Source organism: Enterococcus sp. AZ104 (assembly GCF_050546705.1).
Classification (GTDB): domain Bacteria; phylum Bacillota; class Bacilli; order Lactobacillales; family Enterococcaceae; genus Enterococcus; species Enterococcus faecalis.
In genome coordinates, this window is the sequence record NZ_CP172952.1 from 2,626,957 (window position 1) to 2,645,167 (window position 18,211).

Annotated in this window: 19 protein-coding genes; 10 read left to right on the forward strand and 9 right to left on the reverse strand. The window is 38.8% G+C overall.

What is annotated here, in order from left to right; translation table 11 throughout:
• Positions 1-7: 7 nt before the first annotated feature.
• The 4 genes from IGJ37_RS12545 to IGJ37_RS12560 form a co-directional block, all read right to left on the reverse strand.
• Positions 8-826: a MetQ/NlpA family ABC transporter substrate-binding protein gene (locus tag IGJ37_RS12545; protein ID WP_002354826.1), complete on the reverse strand. Its 819-nt coding sequence runs from the start codon at positions 824-826 to the stop codon at positions 8-10.
• 12 nt (positions 827-838) lie between these two features.
• The gene (locus IGJ37_RS12550) at positions 839-1,510 is read right to left on the reverse strand and encodes a methionine ABC transporter permease (protein WP_002354825.1); all 672 of its coding nucleotides are present in this window, start codon (positions 1,508-1,510) and stop codon (positions 839-841) included.
• On the reverse strand, positions 1,507-2,229 hold the full coding sequence (locus IGJ37_RS12555; protein ID WP_002354824.1) for a methionine ABC transporter ATP-binding protein: 723 nt from the start codon (positions 2,227-2,229) through the stop codon (positions 1,507-1,509). The genes IGJ37_RS12550 and IGJ37_RS12555 overlap by 4 nt, the downstream gene beginning before the upstream one ends.
• 361 nt (positions 2,230-2,590) lie before the next feature.
• Positions 2,591-2,989, reverse strand: a complete 399-nt coding sequence (locus tag IGJ37_RS12560; RefSeq protein ID WP_002394733.1) for an OsmC family protein — start codon at positions 2,987-2,989, stop codon at positions 2,591-2,593.
• A 201-nt stretch (positions 2,990-3,190) separates the two neighbouring features.
• On the opposite strand from IGJ37_RS12560, the gene rpsN reads away from it, so the two are divergent.
• From rpsN to IGJ37_RS12585, 5 genes are all read left to right on the forward strand, one after another.
• Positions 3,191-3,460 (forward strand): 30S ribosomal protein S14, encoded by a 270-nt coding sequence (rpsN, locus tag IGJ37_RS12565; protein WP_002354822.1) that lies wholly within the window; start codon positions 3,191-3,193, stop codon positions 3,458-3,460.
• A 110-nt stretch (positions 3,461-3,570) separates the two neighbouring features.
• Positions 3,571-3,720, forward strand: coding sequence for a 50S ribosomal protein L33 (gene rpmG, locus IGJ37_RS12570; protein ID WP_002354818.1), 150 nt, complete (start codon positions 3,571-3,573; stop codon positions 3,718-3,720).
• Positions 3,721-3,735: 15 nt separating this feature from the next.
• Positions 3,736-4,710 carry a CobW family GTP-binding protein gene (locus IGJ37_RS12575; protein WP_002367488.1) on the forward strand — a complete coding sequence of 325 codons (975 nt, stop codon included), beginning with the start codon at positions 3,736-3,738 and terminating at the stop codon, positions 4,708-4,710.
• A 34-nt stretch (positions 4,711-4,744) separates the two neighbouring features.
• Positions 4,745-4,867, forward strand: coding sequence for a putative metal homeostasis protein (locus IGJ37_RS12580; protein WP_002383181.1), 123 nt, complete (start codon positions 4,745-4,747; stop codon positions 4,865-4,867).
• A gap of 20 nt (positions 4,868-4,887) precedes the next feature.
• Positions 4,888-6,423, forward strand: coding sequence for a zinc ABC transporter substrate-binding protein AdcA (locus IGJ37_RS12585; protein ID WP_002401146.1), 1,536 nt, complete (start codon positions 4,888-4,890; stop codon positions 6,421-6,423).
• A gap of 57 nt (positions 6,424-6,480) precedes the next feature.
• On the opposite strand, the gene IGJ37_RS12590 is transcribed toward IGJ37_RS12585, so the two are convergent.
• The 3 genes from IGJ37_RS12590 to IGJ37_RS12600 form a co-directional block, all read right to left on the reverse strand.
• Positions 6,481-7,455: a tRNA dihydrouridine synthase gene (locus IGJ37_RS12590; protein ID WP_002413934.1), complete on the reverse strand. Its 975-nt coding sequence runs from the start codon at positions 7,453-7,455 to the stop codon at positions 6,481-6,483.
• Positions 7,456-7,641: 186 nt separating this feature from the next.
• Positions 7,642-8,412: an ABC transporter permease gene (locus IGJ37_RS12595; protein WP_002354811.1), complete on the reverse strand. Its 771-nt coding sequence runs from the start codon at positions 8,410-8,412 to the stop codon at positions 7,642-7,644.
• The gene (locus IGJ37_RS12600; protein ID WP_002354809.1) at positions 8,405-9,340 is read right to left on the reverse strand and encodes an ABC transporter ATP-binding protein; all 936 of its coding nucleotides are present in this window, start codon (positions 9,338-9,340) and stop codon (positions 8,405-8,407) included. The genes IGJ37_RS12595 and IGJ37_RS12600 overlap by 8 nt, the downstream gene beginning before the upstream one ends.
• 256 nt (positions 9,341-9,596) lie before the next feature.
• On the opposite strand from IGJ37_RS12600, the gene IGJ37_RS12605 reads away from it, so the two are divergent.
• The 5 genes from IGJ37_RS12605 (at position 9,597) to IGJ37_RS12625 (ending at position 14,843) form a co-directional block, all read left to right on the forward strand.
• Complete coding sequence (locus IGJ37_RS12605; RefSeq protein ID WP_002354802.1) at positions 9,597-10,016, forward strand: PTS sugar transporter subunit IIA; 420 nt, start codon at positions 9,597-9,599, stop codon at positions 10,014-10,016.
• 12 nt (positions 10,017-10,028) lie between these two features.
• Positions 10,029-10,520, forward strand: coding sequence for a PTS system mannose/fructose/N-acetylgalactosamine-transporter subunit IIB (locus tag IGJ37_RS12610; protein ID WP_002354800.1), 492 nt, complete (start codon positions 10,029-10,031; stop codon positions 10,518-10,520).
• 16 nt (positions 10,521-10,536) lie between these two features.
• A complete protein-coding gene (locus IGJ37_RS12615; RefSeq protein WP_002365419.1) occupies positions 10,537-11,352 on the forward strand; it encodes a PTS mannose/fructose/sorbose/N-acetylgalactosamine transporter subunit IIC in 816 nt (271 codons plus the stop codon).
• Entirely contained in the window at positions 11,349-12,176 is an 828-nt protein-coding gene (locus tag IGJ37_RS12620) for a PTS system mannose/fructose/sorbose family transporter subunit IID (protein ID WP_325815237.1), read from the forward strand. Before IGJ37_RS12615 ends, IGJ37_RS12620 begins: the two co-directional genes overlap by 4 nt.
• Before the next feature lie 147 nt (positions 12,177-12,323).
• Positions 12,324-14,843, forward strand: a complete 2,520-nt coding sequence (locus IGJ37_RS12625; protein ID WP_033627001.1) for a sigma 54-interacting transcriptional regulator — start codon at positions 12,324-12,326, stop codon at positions 14,841-14,843.
• A 43-nt stretch (positions 14,844-14,886) separates the two neighbouring features.
• On the opposite strand, the gene IGJ37_RS12630 is transcribed toward IGJ37_RS12625, so the two are convergent.
• Both IGJ37_RS12630 and IGJ37_RS12635 read right to left on the reverse strand, forming a co-directional pair.
• Positions 14,887-17,763, reverse strand: a complete 2,877-nt coding sequence (locus tag IGJ37_RS12630) for a DEAD/DEAH box helicase (protein ID WP_325815240.1) — start codon at positions 17,761-17,763, stop codon at positions 14,887-14,889.
• Positions 17,756-18,172, reverse strand: a complete 417-nt coding sequence (locus IGJ37_RS12635) for a (deoxy)nucleoside triphosphate pyrophosphohydrolase (RefSeq protein WP_010830702.1) — start codon at positions 18,170-18,172, stop codon at positions 17,756-17,758. Before IGJ37_RS12635 ends, IGJ37_RS12630 begins: the two co-directional genes overlap by 8 nt.
• Between the last annotated feature and the right edge of the window lie 39 nt (positions 18,173-18,211).

Below are 18,211 nucleotides of genomic sequence, written 5' to 3' on the forward strand. Positions count from 1 at the left end.
CTATTCATTAAAACGCAGGAATATTGGCACCTTTAGAATTTTTCTTGATGTATTCAGCAACTTCTTTTGTTGTCATCGCTTCTTTTAAAACCTTGATTTTTTCGCTATCTTTTTCGCCTTTGCGTGTCACAACTTGCAATGCGTAATGTTTACTTGCTTCTTCATCTTCTAACAAAATCGCATCTTTCGTTGTTAAACCAGCAGGTTCTAAGTAGGCTGGGTAGCAGAACACCATAGCGATGTCTTTTTCATCATAGGCTTTAGCTAAATTCAGTAAATCAATGCTTTCAAAAGTGATGTTTTTAGGATTTTCCACGACATCTGCCACCGTGCCATTAAAGCCGACACCTTCTTTTAATTTAATCACGCCGTTTGCATTTAAAATTGCTAAAGCACGACCTTCATTGGTTGGATCGCTAGGAATCCCCACTTTGGCATTTTCAGGTAAATCTTTCGCATCTTGGTATTCTTTTGAATAGAAACCACCAGCAAAATAATAAATCGGTTGCACAGCCACTAAATCAGCTTTTTTCTCTTTGTTAAACATTTCCATGAAAGGTTGATGTTGCGCAAAATTAGCATCCGCTTCGTCATGTTGCACGGCATCGTTGTAGGCAACATTGTCGCTCACTTCCATAATGTTAATTTTGTACCCTTTTTTCTCAGCTTCTTTCTTGGCAATCTCCAAGATATCTTTTGAAGATTCCAATTGCACGGCCACGGTAATCTCCTTGTCTTCTTTCTGGTCTGCTTGTTTATTTCCCCCACAGGCAGCTAAAATAACTGTTGCAATAACAGCGAATGTTGCTAAATAAAACTTCTTCATTCTTTTGTCCTCCTACTTTCTTTTGTCTAGTTTTTGGGCAATGAAGTTCCCAAGCATTTGTAAAATGAAGACCAGTGCAATCATAATCACAATGGCAACATACATAATACCGTATTCATACCGTTGATACCCGACACGAACTGCAAAATCGCCAATCCCGCCGCCACCAACAACACCCATCACCGTGGAATATGAAACCATACTCACTGTCGTGGTTGTGTAAGCAAGGACCAATCCGCTACGTGCTTCCACCAATAAAAAGTGCCAAATGTATTGGACTTTCGAGGTACCTAACGAATTAGCTAAAAAATAAATTTCTTCTGGAACATCCAACAGCACTTGTTCGACCAAGCGAGCAAAAATCGCGATCGCAACAATACTCAATGGCACAGATGAAGGAATTGGGCCAAACGCCTTTCCTAAAACAGAACGAGTAACTGGAATCAACGCAATCACAAATAATAAATAAGGAAACGAGCGAATAACAGTTACAATGAAATTTAAAACCCAGTACAGCCAAGGTTGATGCCCTTTGACTTTCGGATTAGCCAAAAATAGTCCTAAGCCTAAAGGCAAGCCAACAAGCAAACAGATAGCCATCGAAATCGACATCATAATCCCTGTTTCTTTTAAACCAATCAGCATAGATGGCCAATATTCGGCAAAGGTTTCTGAAAAAGTCATGGACGCAAACTCCTTTCCACTTTTTCTAAATAGGAAAGCGGTTCTTCCTCATATTGCTGAGGATTATTCAGAAATTCGCCAATTAACTGACCTTTTTCCATCACTAAGATACGATTACATAAGCGCTTCACGGTTTCTAATTCGTGACTGACAAAGAAAATAGTCGGCCGGAATTCCTGATGCGTCTTATGTAATAGTCGAACGACACTTTCTGTATTTTCTTCATCTAATGAACTCGTTGCCTCGTCACATAATAACCATTTTGGATTACGGCTCAACGCTCGAGCAATAGAGACACGCTGTTTTTCCCCACCAGAAAGCTGAGCAGGATACGCTTCTGCCTTATGGGCCATATCAACAAACGTTAATAAACGCTCAATTTTTTCAGGCTGTTTCTCTTTTAAAAGTTTCAAAGGCAACGCAACATTATCATAAATTTTCAAATTTTCTAACAAATTGTAATGCTGAAACACCATCCCCATTTGTTGTTGCTGCTGGCGAACTTCTTTTTTAGAGAAGGTTTGAACATTTCTGCCATCAATACGAATCTCCCCTTCACTCGGTTGTTCCATTAAATTCAACAAACGTAACAACGTGGACTTGCCAGAGCCACTTTTCCCAACAATCCCAACGATTTCTCCTGGTTGGACAGAAAAGTGAATATTTTTTAACGCGTGTGTCTCTTGATAGACTTTCGACACATTCACTAACTCAATCATGATTACCTCCTAAAGGCCGACAAACAAACTATAACAACTAAAAAAACTGTATAACAATTAAAGTAATTCTGTGAAACGATTTAAAAAAACTATTACGAATTAAAAAATAACACACGTTTCGAAAAACAGCGTTATATCAGAGATGTAACTACTTACATCATCTACTAAAACAGAAAAAAAAGCAACCTTTTTATTTGTGAAAAAAACACTATCTGTTTTTTGTCTGTATTATTTTGTACAAATGAATTAAAAATTTCCTGTTTCTACAGCTATTTCCCCACGCTCCTCTAAAAAAAGACATTCTCAGAAACGAGGCATCCAAAAAGGGAAAAACGCTCGTAACGATAATGTCTCTAATGGTTTACTTTTTAAATACAACTGTTTCTTCGACAGTAATTCTTTCAGCCAATGATTGAATCACTGGACAGTTTGGGGAGACAAGCTTCAAACACCGTGTCGCCCGTGCTTGAAAGGCTTCTGGAACAGACACATAAAAGAGAATCGTCACCTGTTTTAATGGTTGTGCGCGTCTCTCTACTTCTCTTGAATACGTGACTTCTATTTTTTCAAACTCAAAGGGAATGTGCGAATTTTCCAAAACGGATTGATACACGTATCCCCCACAAGCGCCAATTGCCGAAACGAGCATTTGAACTGGCGAATATCCCTCTTCTTTTGCTAACACCCAGCGCGCTGTTTTCGTTTGTAATTCAAATTTTTCCACACCACGAATAATCGTCAAACGTTCTACCATTGCCATCTTCACTCCTTTTTACTCTTTCTTAAAAGATACTACAAAACAGCGCTAAAACAAACATTTCTAACTTCTCAACTTAGCAAGTCCTAAAAAAAAACAAAATTCTCACTTGACAAACAACGCAACACCTGATAATATACTTCCGTTCAAATCGTAACCATTACGATTTAGATTTTATAAATCCAAAAAGAAAGGAAGTGCCTTATGGCTAAAAAATCAAAAATTGCTAAAGCAAAAAAACAACAAGCAATGATTGCAAAATATGCGCCTATTCGCCAAGCCTTAAAAGAAGCTGGCGATTATGAAGGTCTTAGCAAATTGCCAAAAGATGCTCATCCAAGTCGCTTAAAACTCCGCGATCAAACAGATGGGCGCCCACGTGGCTACATGCGTAAATTTGGCATGTCTCGGATTCGTTTCCGTGAATTGGCTCACCAAGGCTTGATTCCTGGCGTCAAAAAAGCAAGCTGGTAACTCATTATTTCGATAAAGACAACTAGCGAGGACAGTCGCATTTGGGCTGACCTCGCAGCCCCCTTTATCTTTTATACGCAATTAAAAAAATCAAATTGGAGGACGGTACTATGCGCCAAACCATTACGTTAGCTTGCGCTGAAACTGGCGAGCGCCTTTACTTAACAAGTAAAAACAAACGAAATACACCAGAAAAATTACAGCTGAAAAAATATTCACCAAAATTACGGCGCCGCGCACTTTTCACTGAAGTCAAATAACAGGAGGAAAACTTGATGGGCATTCCAATCACCATTGTTTCTGGCTTTTTAGGCGCAGGAAAAACAACCTTAATTAACCATGCGCTTGCGCAGTCACCGTTTCCTAAAGAAGAAATTATTATTATTGAAAATGAATTTGGTCAAACAGGCGTTGACCACGCATTACTTTTACAAACCACGGAACGAATTATTCAATTAAATAACGGTTGCATGTGCTGCAGCTTACGAGGAGATCTTCTTGCCTCTTTATCAGCAATCTTAGAAGTGTATCAAGAAGAACAACAACCCATTGCCCAAGTCATTTTAGAAACAACGGGCATTGCTGATCCGCAACCAATCATTCAAACAATTTTAACGACCCCGCACATCAAAAATCATTTCTATATAGACAGTCTCTTAACGGTCGTTGATGGGCATCATTGGCAACAACAGCTTCAAGAAGCCGAAGCCATCAAACAACTGGCCTTAGCAGATCGCCTCTTTTTTTCTGTCAAGGAACCAGCAGACAGCACTCAGCTACCAACGTTCCAAGAAACCCTTCGTACCATTAATCCTTTTGCTGATATTTTATCCTTTCAAGCCAACGAGCCTCTTTTGGCTAGTGACTTTTTTCAATTAAATAAGTTTACGGCAACACTTACAGAACACGAAATGACTCATTCCCCGCATGAGCACGCCCACGAGCATCATCACCATACCTTTCACTCCCTCACGTTAACGGCGTCCTCAGCCCTCAACGAACCTCTTTTCACTCGTTGGCTTGATTGGTTAATGTATACACATCAGGAAAAGTTATACCGTTTCAAAGGGATTCTCGCCTTACAGGAGCATGACTTGGCCATTGCCATGCAAGGCGTCAACCAGCAAGTGGCCTTTCAAATGACGAATCAACCCCCTCAAGAAACGACAATTGTTCTAATTGGCAAAGAATTAGAGACAAAAAAAATTCAAGAAACCTTTCAAACCCTCAACAAAATAGCTACTCCGTAAATTATTTTTTTACGAAATGGAGGTCCTATATATAATGGAAAAAACTGACTTATCTAGCGCTTATCGTCGACTGAAAAGTCCCAACATCAAAACACGAAAACGCGCACTTAAAATCATTAAAGAACATAAGCGCAATAAACAAAAGAAAATTGCGTAATTCACTAAAGGAGCACACCTATGAAAAAATTTACTCTTCCCCTGTTAGCCGCCTTATCGCTAATCCTTTTCGGCGCTTGCGGCAAAACAAACACCTCTGATAAAACCGCTGACGGCAAAGAAAAACTATCCATTGTCACGACTTTTTATCCTATGTACGATTTCACTAAAAATATTGTAGGCGATGAAGGAGACGTCAAATTGTTAATCCCTGCTGGTTCTGAACCACACGATTATGAACCATCCGCCAAAGATATGGCTACCATCCATGATGCGGATGTTTTCGTTTACCACAATGAAAATATGGAATCTTGGGTACCAAAAGCTGCTAAAGGCTGGAAAAAAGGAGCCCCAAACGTCATTAAAGGTACCGAAAACATGGTCTTACTTCCTGGCAGTGACGAAGACGGACACGACCATGACCACGAACATGGCGAAGAAGGCCACCACCATGAATTAGATCCGCATACTTGGGTTTCACCCCATCGTGCCATCCAAGAAGTCACAAACATCAAAGAACAGTTAGTCAAACTTTACCCTAAAAAAGCCAAAACATTTGAAACAAACGCAGAAAAATACTTAACAAAATTAACAGCCTTAGACAAAGAGTTCCAAACAGCTTTGAAAGACGCTAAGCAAAAAAGTTTTGTTACCCAACATGCTGCATTTGGTTATCTTGCCTTAGATTACGGCTTAAAACAAGTGCCAATAGCTGGTTTAACACCTGAACAAGAGCCAACCGCAGGGCGCTTGGCAGAGTTGAAAAAATATGTCACAGACAACCAAATTCGCTATATTTATTTTGAAAAAAATGCCAACGATAAAATTGCTAAAACGTTAGCTGACGAAGCAAATGTTCAATTGGAAGTCCTAAACCCGCTAGAAAGTTTGACACAAAAACAAATGGACAATGGCGAAGATTATCTTTCTGTAATGAAAGAAAACTTAACTGCTTTGAAAAAAACAACAGATACAGCTGGGAAAGAGGTTCAGCCAGAAACCTCTGAAAAAACAGAAAAAACCGTGGCTAACGGCTATTTCAAAGACAGTGAGGTGGCTGAGAGAACACTGACAGATTACGCTGGAAATTGGCAATCCGTCTATCCTTTATTAAAAGATGGCACATTAGACCAAGTCTTCGATTACAAAGCGAAACTGAAAAAAGATAAAACACCAGCCGAATACAAAACCTACTATGATGCCGGCTATCAAACCGATGTCGACCACATCAACATCACTGATTCCACCATCGAGTTTCTGGTCGATGGCAAACCACAAAAATTCACCTATAAAGCAGCCGGTTATAAAATTTTAAACTATGCAAAAGGTAACCGGGGCGTCCGTTTCCTTTTTGAAACAGACGATGCCAATGCTGGGCGGTTTAAATACGTCCAATTTAGCGACCACAACATCGCACCAACGAAAGCCGCTCATTTCCACATCTTCTTCGGCGGCGATAGCCAAGAAAGTCTGTTCAATGAAATGGACAATTGGCCAACGTATTATCCAAACGACTTAAGCAAACAAGAAATTGCCCAAGAAATGATTGCGCATTAAGCATTCAAAAGAGAGGAGGTAGCATTAGCTAAAATGCTACCTCCTCTCTTTTTTTATTTAGTCAAGCACACCATGTTCTGCTTCAAACGTCGCTAACAACTGGCGCACTTCATCCGTTGATTTTGTATTCATTAATTGTGCTCTTAAATCACTGGCACCTGGAAAGCCTTTGACATAAATTTTGAAGAAGCGATGCAGCCCAACGATGGAGCGAGGCACCAATTCTGCATACTTGTCTTGCAAATCCAATTGTAAACGTAGCAAGCCCAGCAATTCTTGTGGCGTATGCGTTTTGGGTTCTTTTTCAAAGGCATAAGGATTTTTAAAAATCCCCCGGCCAATCATGATGCCATCTACACCATATTGTTCTGCTAATTCTAGGCCCTTTTGACGATCGGGAATATCCCCATTAATCGTAATTGTCGTTTGCGGTGCGACACGGTCCCGAATAGCCATAATTTGCGGAATGACTTCCCAATGAGCATCCACTTTGCTCATCTCTTTTCGTGTTCGCAAATGAATGGATAGATTCGCAATGTCTTGCTCTAATAAATGCGTGATCCATGCCTCCATTTCCGCCATTTCAGTAAACCCAATGCGTGTTTTGACACTAACAGGTAAGCCGCCTGCTTTGGCGGCGTCAATCAATTCAGCCGCGACTTCTGGGCGCAAAATTAATCCGCTGCCTTTTCCGCGCTCAGCCACGTTGGGCACAGGACAGCCCATATTTATATCTAATCCTTGAAAGCCCATCTCCGCTACGCCGATACTCATTTCACGGAAAAATTCCGGTTTATCTCCCCAAATATGTGCCACCATCGGCTGTTCATCTTCTGTAAAAACGAGGCGCCCGCGCACACTGTCTTTCCCTTCAGGATGACAATAACTATCTGAATTAGTAAACTCTGTAAAAAACACATCTGGTGCCCCAGCTTCTTTCACGACATGACGAAAGACCACATCAGTGACATCTTCCATTGGTGCTAAAACAAAAAAGGGCTTTGGCAATGTTGCCCAAAAATTCTTGCTCATCTTCATATACTCCGTTTCTGATTTTTTCTTTATTTTCAACGACAATTGTCGACATATTCTGGTGCGAAACATTGCTATTATACAGGGAAATGCACGAAGAATCAAAAAAGCATACTTAGAAACAAGAAAACTGTCTGAATCTGCTCGCTAGAATGAGTGATTCAGACAGTTTAATCTTTTTACGGCTTAACTACGTAAGCCACGCCCTGTTTCTACAAGGTACCAACAAATGCCATATAAAACGACAATAAATAAGATTAAAATGGTCATAGAAATACCAATTGGCACATCTTGAACCCCTAGGAAACCGTAGCGGAACCCAGAAATCATGTAAACAATCGGATTAACTTTTGAGACAGCTTGCCAAAATGGCGGCAACATGGAAATGGCATAGAAAACCCCACCCAAATAGGTTAAAGGCTGTAACACAAAGGTCGGCACAATCGATACATCATCATAGGATTGCGCAAAAATACCATTTAACAAACCAGCTAAAGAAAAGAGAATCGCTGTCATCAATAAAGTCATGATGACCATCAGCCAAGAAACAACGTGCAATGGCACAAAAAATAGAGAAATGATGGTGACTAACGCACCGACCAAAATACTACGACCAACGCCACCAATCACAAATCCCCAAATAATCACATGAGTTGGAACTGGCGCCACGAGAATTTCTTCGATATTTTTCTGGAATTTTTGTGAGAAAAAGGAAGATGAAACATTGGCGTACGAGCTTGTAATGGCTGACATCATAATTAAACCTGGCACGATAAATTCCATATAAGAAAAACCGCCCATGTCGCCAATTCGCCCGCCAATCATTTTCCCAAAAATCACAAAATATAAGGACGTCGTAATCACTGGCGGTACCAGTGTTTGGACCCAAATTCGTAAATAACGGTTGGTTTCCTTCACAGCTAAACTTTTTAAAGCAGTAAAATACAGACTAAACATGTTGATCCTCCCTTTGGTACGTATCCTCGGTAATCTTCAAGAAGAGCTCTTCCAAACGGTTGGACTTATTCCGCATTGACAATACTTTGATTCCTTGTTGACTTAGCTGTTCAAACAAGTGATTGACTCCTTGGTTTCGTTCTACTTCCACCGCTAACGTTAACTCGTCCTCAAATACGCTTTGATAGCCTTCAATAACTGGCGCCTGCGTATAAGGTGCTAAATCAAAAATAAACGTTTCAAATTGTAATTTTGCTAACAAGTGCTTCATGCTGGTGTTTTCAATCAATTCACCAGACTGAATAATCCCAATGTTGCGACACAACATCTCAGCTTCTTCTAAGTAATGGGTCGTCAAAATGATCGTGGTTCCCTGCGCATTTAACTCTTGTAAAAAGGCCCACATTTCACGGCGCAATTCAATATCGACACCTGCAGTTGGTTCATCTAAAATCAATAACTTCGGCTCATGCATCAGCGCGCGAGCAATCATCAAGCGACGTTTCATTCCGCCAGAAAGCATCCGAGCCCGCTCGTTCCGTTTTTCCCATAAGTTGGATTGTTTTAAATACTTTTCACTCCGTTTCATGGCTTCTTTACGAGACACCCCATAATAGCCCGCTTGATTGACCACAATCTGTTGGACCGTTTCAAACGGATTGAAGTTAAATTCCTGCGGCACTAACCCAATCTGTTGCTTCGCCCGCACCATCTCCGTATCTAAATCATACCCAAAAATTTTGACTTTCCCCGAAGTCTTATTAACTAACGAGGTCACAATCCCAATCGTCGTTGATTTTCCTGCGCCATTCGGTCCCAAAAGAGCATAAAAATCGCCTTCTTCGACTGTTAAATCAATCCCCCGCAACGCTTCAACACCTGAAGCGTACACTTTGCGTAAATCTTGTATCACAAGAGCATCAGTCATTCGTAACTCTCCTTAATGTATAAATATTCATGAGTATTATTGTAACACTTCTCGATAAAAACGGGGGTTATTTTGATTAAATTTCACAGTTTTGCTTAGCTATTTTTCAACAACAAACTAACAACGAATAACGTGTTTATTTTGACTTGAAACTGTTTAAACAGTTCCAAGAGCGTTAAAACCCTTTCAAATCAAGGATTTAGAGTTCTCTTTTTTTGGCACAGAACTTGCTTTATATAAAAGTGAGGTGAAAAGAATGAAAAGAAAATTTTTAATTGCTAGTCACGGAAACTTAGCGAAAGGCTTCCAAAGTTCCTTGGATATTCTCGCAGACAAAGGAAAAGAGCTGGCGGTCATCAATGCCTATGTGACTCCTGAAGACTACACGCCAATTATTCAAACGTTTCTTCAGTCCCTTGGCGCAGAAGAACAAGCTATTATTTTAACAGATTTATATGGTGGTAGTGTCAATCAAAAAATTGTTCAAGAAGTCATGACGACAAAACCAGACAATGTTTTTATCATTTCCAATGCCAACTTAGCCATTGCCTTGTCGCTGATTTTCTTAAAAGAAGGCGAAAAGCTAACCAAAGAAGATATTCAAGCAGCAATTGCTGAAGCACAAATTCAATTCGTTGAATTAAACCCATCAAATGAAGAAGAAAACTTTTTTTAGGAGGAAATTAAAATGATTACACAAGTACGAGTAGACGACAGATTAATTCACGGCCAAGTAGCCGTAGTTTGGACCAAAGAATTGAATGCCCCCTTATTAGTTGTAGCGAATGATGAAGCAGCCAAAAACGAAGTAATGCAAATGACGTTAAAAATGGCTGTCCCTAATGGCATGAAACTATTAATTCGCTCAGTCGATGATGCGATTGATGTCTTTAATGATCCTCGTGGCAAAGACAAACGAATTTTTGTAATTGTGAACAGTGTAGCGGATGCTACTAAAATTGCGAAAAACGTGACAGATATTGAAAGTGTGAATGTTGCCAACGCTGGCCGCTTTGATAAATCAGATCCAGCCACCAAAACAATGGTTTTCCCGAGTGTCCAATTAAACCCTGAAGAGTTAGAAGCTGCCAAAGAATTAGCCAGTTTGACTCACGTGGAAAGCTATAACCAAGTCCTGCCAACCAACTCAAAATTAAGTCTAAAACAAGCCGTCAATTAAAAGGAGGAAATGAACAATGCTTATGCATGCAACAATGGCAGCCTTAGCTGTATTTATCTGTTTTGCTGGGAATTATTTAACTGGTCAAAGTATGATGGAACGTCCCTTAGTCGTTGGATTAGTCACAGGAATTTTAATGGGCGACATGAAAACAGGGGTTCTAATGGGGGCCTCTCTGGAAGCAATTTTCTTAGGAAATGTTAATATCGGTGGTGTTATCGCAGCGGAACCTGTAACTGCGACTACTTTAGCCACAACGTTTGCAATTATTTCAAATGTCGAACAAAAAGCCGCCATGACGTTAGCCGTACCAATTGGGATGTTAGCCGCTTTCGTGGTGATGTTTTTAAAAAATGTCTTTATGAATATCTTTGCTCCTTCTCTTGACAAAGCAGCACGTGAAGGCAACCAAAAAATGGTTGTGACACTGCATTACGGAACGTGGATCATTTATTATTTAATCATCGCTTCGATTTCATTTATCGGAATTTTAGCAGGAAGCGGGCCAGTAAATCTGTTTGTTGAAAGCATTCCACAAAATTTGATGAACGGCTTAAGCGCAGCTGGCGGACTTTTACCTGCCGTTGGGTTTGCTATGTTAATGAAACTGTTATGGGATAATAAATTAGCCGTCTTTTACATTTTAGGCTTTGTTTTAACCGCATACCTACAATTACCAGCCGTTGCGGTAGCGGTCATCGGGACAGTAATTTGTGTCGTGAGTGCCCAACGGGATGTAGAATTTCGCGACATTCTAAAAAGAAAACCTGCGGCGTCTTCTGCGGTTGAAGGCAGCGCGAAAGAAATCGAAGAGGAGGACTTTTTCGCATGAAGTTAAAAGAGAATTTATCTAAAGAAGAGAAAAAAATGATGCGCTCTGTTTTCTGGCGTTCTTGGACGATGAACGCTAGCCGGACAGGAGCTACACAATACCACGCAGTGGGTGTCATGTACACTTTACTCCCAGTTATCAATCGTTTTTATAAAACCAAGGAAGAACGGGCCGAGGCATTGGTGCGTCACACCACTTGGTTCAACGCAACCATGCATATCAATAACTTCATTATGGGGCTCGTTGCTTCGATGGAAAAACAAAACAGTGAAGACGAAAACTTTGATGCTAGCTCTATTACAGCAGTTAAAGCCTCACTAATGGGGCCACTTTCAGGCATCGGTGATTCCTTCTTCTGGGGCATCTTACGTGTTATTGCTGCTGGGATTGGGATTTCATTAGCCAGCACTAGTTCGCCATTAGGGGCGATTGTCTTCTTACTTTTATACAACGTCCCTGCGTTCTTAATTCACTATTATGCGTTGTATAGCGGCTATTCAATCGGTGAAAGTTTTATCCAAAAAATGTACGAATCAGGCGGAATGAAGATACTCACAAAAGTATCAAGTATGCTAGGCTTAATGATGATGGGCAGTATGACTGCTTCGAATGTAAAATTCAAAACGATTCTTGAAGTTTCCGTTAAAGGAAGCGAAGACGTAGTTAAAATCCAAGACTATTTGGATCAACTATTCGTCGGTATCGTACCATTAGCCGTGACGTTACTTGCTTTCTGGCTATTACGCAAAAAAGTCAATGTTAACGTGGTGATGTTTGGTATCATGTTCTTAGGCATCTTGCTAGGATTACTAGGCATCTGTTAAAATTGAAACAATAAACATTTAATTATTAAACACTTAGAGCCTGAGACAAAAATCCAAAGTGATTTTTATCTCAGGCTTAAAAGCTGATAAACGGCGGGAACAGAAGCAACCCCTTTCCCGACCTCTCTTTTGGAAGGACGATGAATCATGCGCTTGGAGACCTACCAACACTTAGTTGATATTTTAGAAACCAGCAACACCCCGATGAGCACACAAGAAATTGCCACAAAAATTCAATTAAGCCGCTCGGTAACCAGCTTATACTTAAATAAATTATTGGAAAAAGGTGAAGTCCAACAAACGGGAAAAAAACCCGTTTATTGGCAATTAACCCGTGCAACAACCCCCACGACCGATGTGTTTCGACAATACATCGGTAGCCAAGGCAGCGCCAAAAAAGCCATCGAACAATGCAAAGCCGCTATGTTGTATCCCCCATTGGGTATGCCTTTATTAATCCATGGAGCCAGTGGCGTCGGCAAAAGCTTTTTGGCAAAGCTGATTTATGAGTATCTGAAAAATGAACAAATCATTGGCCTGGAAAAATTCTACACCTTTAACTGTGCCGATTATGCCAATAATCCCGAATTGCTATCATCCATTCTCTTCGGCCATACCAAAGGCGCATTCACTGGGGCTGAATCAGAAAAACAAGGACTCTTGGCCCAAGCTAATAATTCCGTACTCTTTTTAGATGAAGTACATCGATTATCCAACGAAAACCAAGAAAAACTCTTTCAGTTTATGGATACAGGGACCTTCCGCCCTATTGGTGAAGAAGGAAAAATGGTGCATTCCAAGGTCCGGCTACTATTTGCGACCACCGAAAACCCGAAAAAAGTCTTATTACCAACCTTTTATCGCCGAATTTCCGTAATCGTCTCACTTCCGAACTTCAAAGAGCGCCCCATTCGAGAACGGATTGCGATTTTAAAAAACTTATTCCACCGAGAAGCGAAACGAATGACCAAAGACATCAACGTGGACGAAGAAATCTTTACGGCATTATTAGAAAATGACGAACCTGGCAACGTGGGAAGTTTATCCAACAAAGTGCAGCTCCTTTGCGCGTCGCAATTACGAAAAACTTTGCCCAATCAACCCGTCGTCATTGGCGATGCGACTCAACCAATGATTGCGATTCCTTTAGACAAAGAAGTGTTAGAAGAAGACACACTTTCTTCCGATATTTTCGCAACATTTGAAGCCTTATTTACAAAAGAAAAAACACTGGCCCACTTAAAAACTGAACTGACACAATTCATTAAATATTGTTTAGACGATGAAATAACCTTAGAAAATGATTATTTTTTACAAAACCTAGTCACGGAAGTCCAAACCAAAAACAAACTAATTATTAACCAACCTGAACAAACTGAAAAACCGATGAAAGATGTTGCCAAATTGCTGAAAATTTTACCGCCAACATTTAACGAAACAATGCTCCTTCCAGTCCAAGCACAGTTAAAAGAACACTATCCGCGAACGGTTTCCCTCGTGAAAAACTTAGTCAGTCCGCTGCCAGAAGAATACCGTTTCTTGACAGAGGTACTCTTATCTGTATTACTTAGCGGAGAAATTTCTGAAACGATTCCTTACCAAGCGCTCCTCGTGGCGCATGGTGAATCGACTGCCACAAGTATTCAAGCCGTTGCCAACAAATTATGTGGTACCTATATTTTTGATGCGATTAACATGCCCTTAACCTCTTCGGTCAGAGATATCGTCGCCGAAGTTAAAGAGTGGCTTTCTCAGCGGGACACATCACAAGGCGTCATTATGCTCGTCGATATGGGTTCCCTGACACAACTTTATAAAAGTTTGAAACCGCAAATTCTTGGAGAACTTTTGGTGATCAACAACCTGACCACTGCCTATGCGTTGGAAATTGGTCATCAATTAATGAACGAACAACTTTTCTATGGTATTGCTAAAACCGCTGAAAAAAAATTTAAAACCGATGTACAGTACTTTGAAGGCTTTTCAGTGGAAAAAAATATCATTGTCTCTAGTATTTCAGGTCTGGATATTGCCAAGCAAATCAAACAAATCTGTCAAAAATACTTGTATACTGATATTAAAGTCATTACCCTAAAATACAAAGATTTGGTGAACACGTTAGACATTGCCAACGCCGAAGAAAATTATTTAAAAGAAACCTCGCTCATTTTGACGACGTCCTACTTAGACAATCATACGAATGTTGCTAGCGTGAATCTCTTAGACATGTTAGACGAAGATGCAGGAACCCAGTTGATGGAACCTTTCCAAAACTTGATGCATCCCAATAACATTGATAGCATGATTAACGAATTTGTTCACTTCTTCTCGAAAGAAGGCTTGTCAGAAAAACTAGAATTTCTAAATCCTGACGTCATTATTAAACAAGTCGAAAACGTTACAAAAAACATTGAAAAACGCTTCGACCTCACACTCAGCGGCAAAATGAAATTTAACTTAATGATGCACAACGCGCTCATGGTAGAGCGGACAATGCTCGGCGTTGAAGACTATGAAATCCCTGCTAACCTAGAGGAACTAACCATTAACCAAAAACCATTTTTCCAAAATGCTAAAAACATTTTCTATACTCTAGAACAGTTTTATCGAATAGAGATTTCCAACTGGGAACTCTATGTTATTTATGAAATTTTGTCTTCTCGGTGAGAGGGGATGGGAAAAGCCACTTTCCAGAGGAAAGTGGCTTTTTTTAGTTTGTGTTCTGCGTTAAAAATTCATACATATTAGGTTCTACAGGTGTTTCTAAGGTAAAGTCTAATTTAACGACGCTTTTTTTCTTACCCTCTTTGTCTTGTTTTTCAACTTGTTGGATAGTTTCTTGAAGAGGGACTACTTCGCCTAGATAATAGAAATCTGTTTCATTCTCTTTTTGATTATATTTCCGTTTCACAAATAAATGAAATTTATATTCCCCAGGATTTCGCAAAAGTTGAACTTCTGGTGAGCGTAGATTTCTAGGCGCTTTTGTATACCAATGGAATGTTCGTTCATCAATAAATTCATCCTCATAAGCAATACGTGCAGCTTTAAAATCTTTGCCTTTATCCAAAGTTACAAAAATAGCAAAATGATTGTTACTGTTTGTATATCCACCAATACTTTGTTCATTTTGATTAAAGTTCATATTTAATAATCGTAAAACATCTTTACGACGATATTTTTTGTATAAATTTAACGGTTGGGATAAATCATACTCCATAGATTTGTTAATCCCTGTATGGATTACATCTAACATCAAATTGATAAAATAAGAATTCTTTTTAAACTCTCTGAATTTTTCTGTTATTTGTAAACAATTCTCTTTCATCTTAAACATTTGTGATAACAAATAACGTTTTCTAATTGTTGACTCGTAAAAAGATAAATCTAAGACTTTAACAACAGATGCTAGAGTATCTGTCGTATACGTCAGGTTAAACGTATCAAACAGCGCTGTGATTTCCTCTAAAGATAACTGTTCTTTATCTGTCATTAAAAATTCTTCAATAACATAAAGTTCATGCGGGCGAATTCCTGATAGCAATTCTACAGAAACAAATTTTAGTGCACCGTTTTCTTCTTCACTTAATTTAGCTTCTGTTTCCCCAATTCTCTCCAAGAAATTATAGTATGTTTTTTCTTTACCTATAATCAACAATGGATCCACGCCATCTAACACTTGAAAATCATTCAGGTAAGGAACCCTATTCAACCGATTTTTCAACTTAAAATAACTAGCTTTTAGTTCCGACATCGCATCTAATTTAGCTTGATCAATTGATTTAAAGATACGTTCACGAGCAACTTTTTCAAAATTAATTGAAGATAAACCACTGATATACGTCACATCAATTGTATCGCGACGTAAACTATTCTTAGTTTGAGAACTATCTCCAGATAAAGCCATAGGAATCATATAGTTATTTTTATAATTACCAATAAAATCAATTACCGTAACAAATTCTTTTGATGGGTCTTTTCTTAGCCCCCGACCTAATTGCTGAATAAAAATAATACTAGATTGCGTATTTCGCAGCATAATTACTTGATTTACTTTAGGGATATCAATACCTTCATTAAAAATATCAACCGTGAAGATATAATGAATCTCTCCAGTATCTAAACGCTTAATTTCCTTTTCTCTTTTACCAAAATTATGGTCACCTGATAAATAAGCACTCGGAATTCCACGATCGTTAAACATCTCTGCTAACTGCCTTGCTTCGTCTTTACGACTACAAAACACCAAGCCTCGAGGACTATCTCCCGAATAACCATAATAGTTAATTTTTTTTATTAAAAAATCAACTCGTTCTTCCTGTAGCAAACGTTTTAAATCGGTTGTTTCATCAATGATTTCATCATCTTTTTCATAATCAGTTACGCCAAAATAATAAAATGGACAAAGTAGTTCTGCTTCTAAAGCGGCTTGCAAACGTATTTCATACGCTACATTATAATCAAATAGCTCAAAGATATTAAAATTATCTGTTCTTTCAGGTGTAGCCGTCATTCCCAATAAAAACGTGGGATTGAAAAATTCAATGGCTTTAATATAAGATTTCGCTCCAGCTTTATGGACTTCATCAATCAAAATATAGTCAAACGCTTCTTTTCCTAAACGCTCTTGATATTCACTTTTAGATACTGTTTGAATTGTTCCAAATAGATATTTTGCATCAAAATTCTTAGAATTCCCTGATAAAACACCATAATCATCATCTTTTCCACCTAAAATCAATTTGAATGATTCTAATGCTTTCATTAAAATTAGCTCACTATGAACAATAAATAATACACGTTTAGGATGGAATTGCTGCACATCAAATGCTGCTAGATACGTTTTCCCTGTACCAGTCGCCGAAACAATCATTCCCTTAGTTGCGCCCGTTTCTCTAAGCGCTTTTAAACTTCTAAGCGCTTCTTTCTGCATAGAGTTCGGCAAAATATATTGCGTATCTAAACACTCGTTTTCAGAAACATCTTGCACTAACATCTTTCTATTAACAATAGGATGATAATTTTTTTCAAATGCATCGACCCATTCTAGGGTTAGCGACTGTGCCTCATGCCATTCTTGAATGAGATGCTTTTGAATAGAAGAAACCATCTCGCCATTCTCTCTTGAAGTTAATCTAACATTCCACTCATAGTTAAGTTTCAAAGCAGACATTGTTAGGTTCGAACTACCAATAACAAAGCTTTGATAATCCTCCATCTCAAACAAATATCCTTTTGAATGAAAACCTTCTTTTTTAGAAACTCGTACTTCTACATTTGGAATATTCAACAATGCTCGAAATACGTGTGGATCATTAAAATTTAAGTATGTTGATGTTAAGATTTTTCCAGAGATTCCACGCAAAGCCAGATCAGCCAGTTGTGTTTTTATTGCATTTAAGCCACTAGGTGTTATAAATGCAACGGCTATAAAAAAAGTCTTACAGCTTTTCAAATCTTTACTCAATGTATTCAATAAATAATCATGTTTTTTGGGATTGTTAACAATAAATTTAGGTGTAAGTTCGTCACCTAGAGTTTCCTTATTAATAAATGCCTTTTGTAACGCCAATTCTAAATTATCCATTTTGTTCAGTTCCCACACCTTTTTCTACTAATTTTTCCACAGTAGGAATATCAGCAGGCGCCCACTCAAGTTGGTTTAATTCATTTGGCGTTAGCCATTTAATTTGTAGATGTTCTGTCAACTGAGGTTCACCTGATTCTAAATAACAGATAAATGTAGTTAAATTAACGAAACCAAAATCATACTCATATCGACAAAAAGCATACTCTTCCTTGACGATCGTTACTTCTATTTTTAATTCTTCTTGCAATTCACGTTCAAGCGCTTGAACTTCCGTCTCACCATTCTCGATTTTTCCACCAGGAAATTCCCAAAGATTTGCTAATGCACGTTCAGGTCCTCTTTGACAACACAAAACTTTCCCGTTCTCCACTATGATTGCTCCTACTACGCGAATTTCTTTTTTCATATATTTTAACCCTCTAATCTAATTGATTTTGTTAGTTTT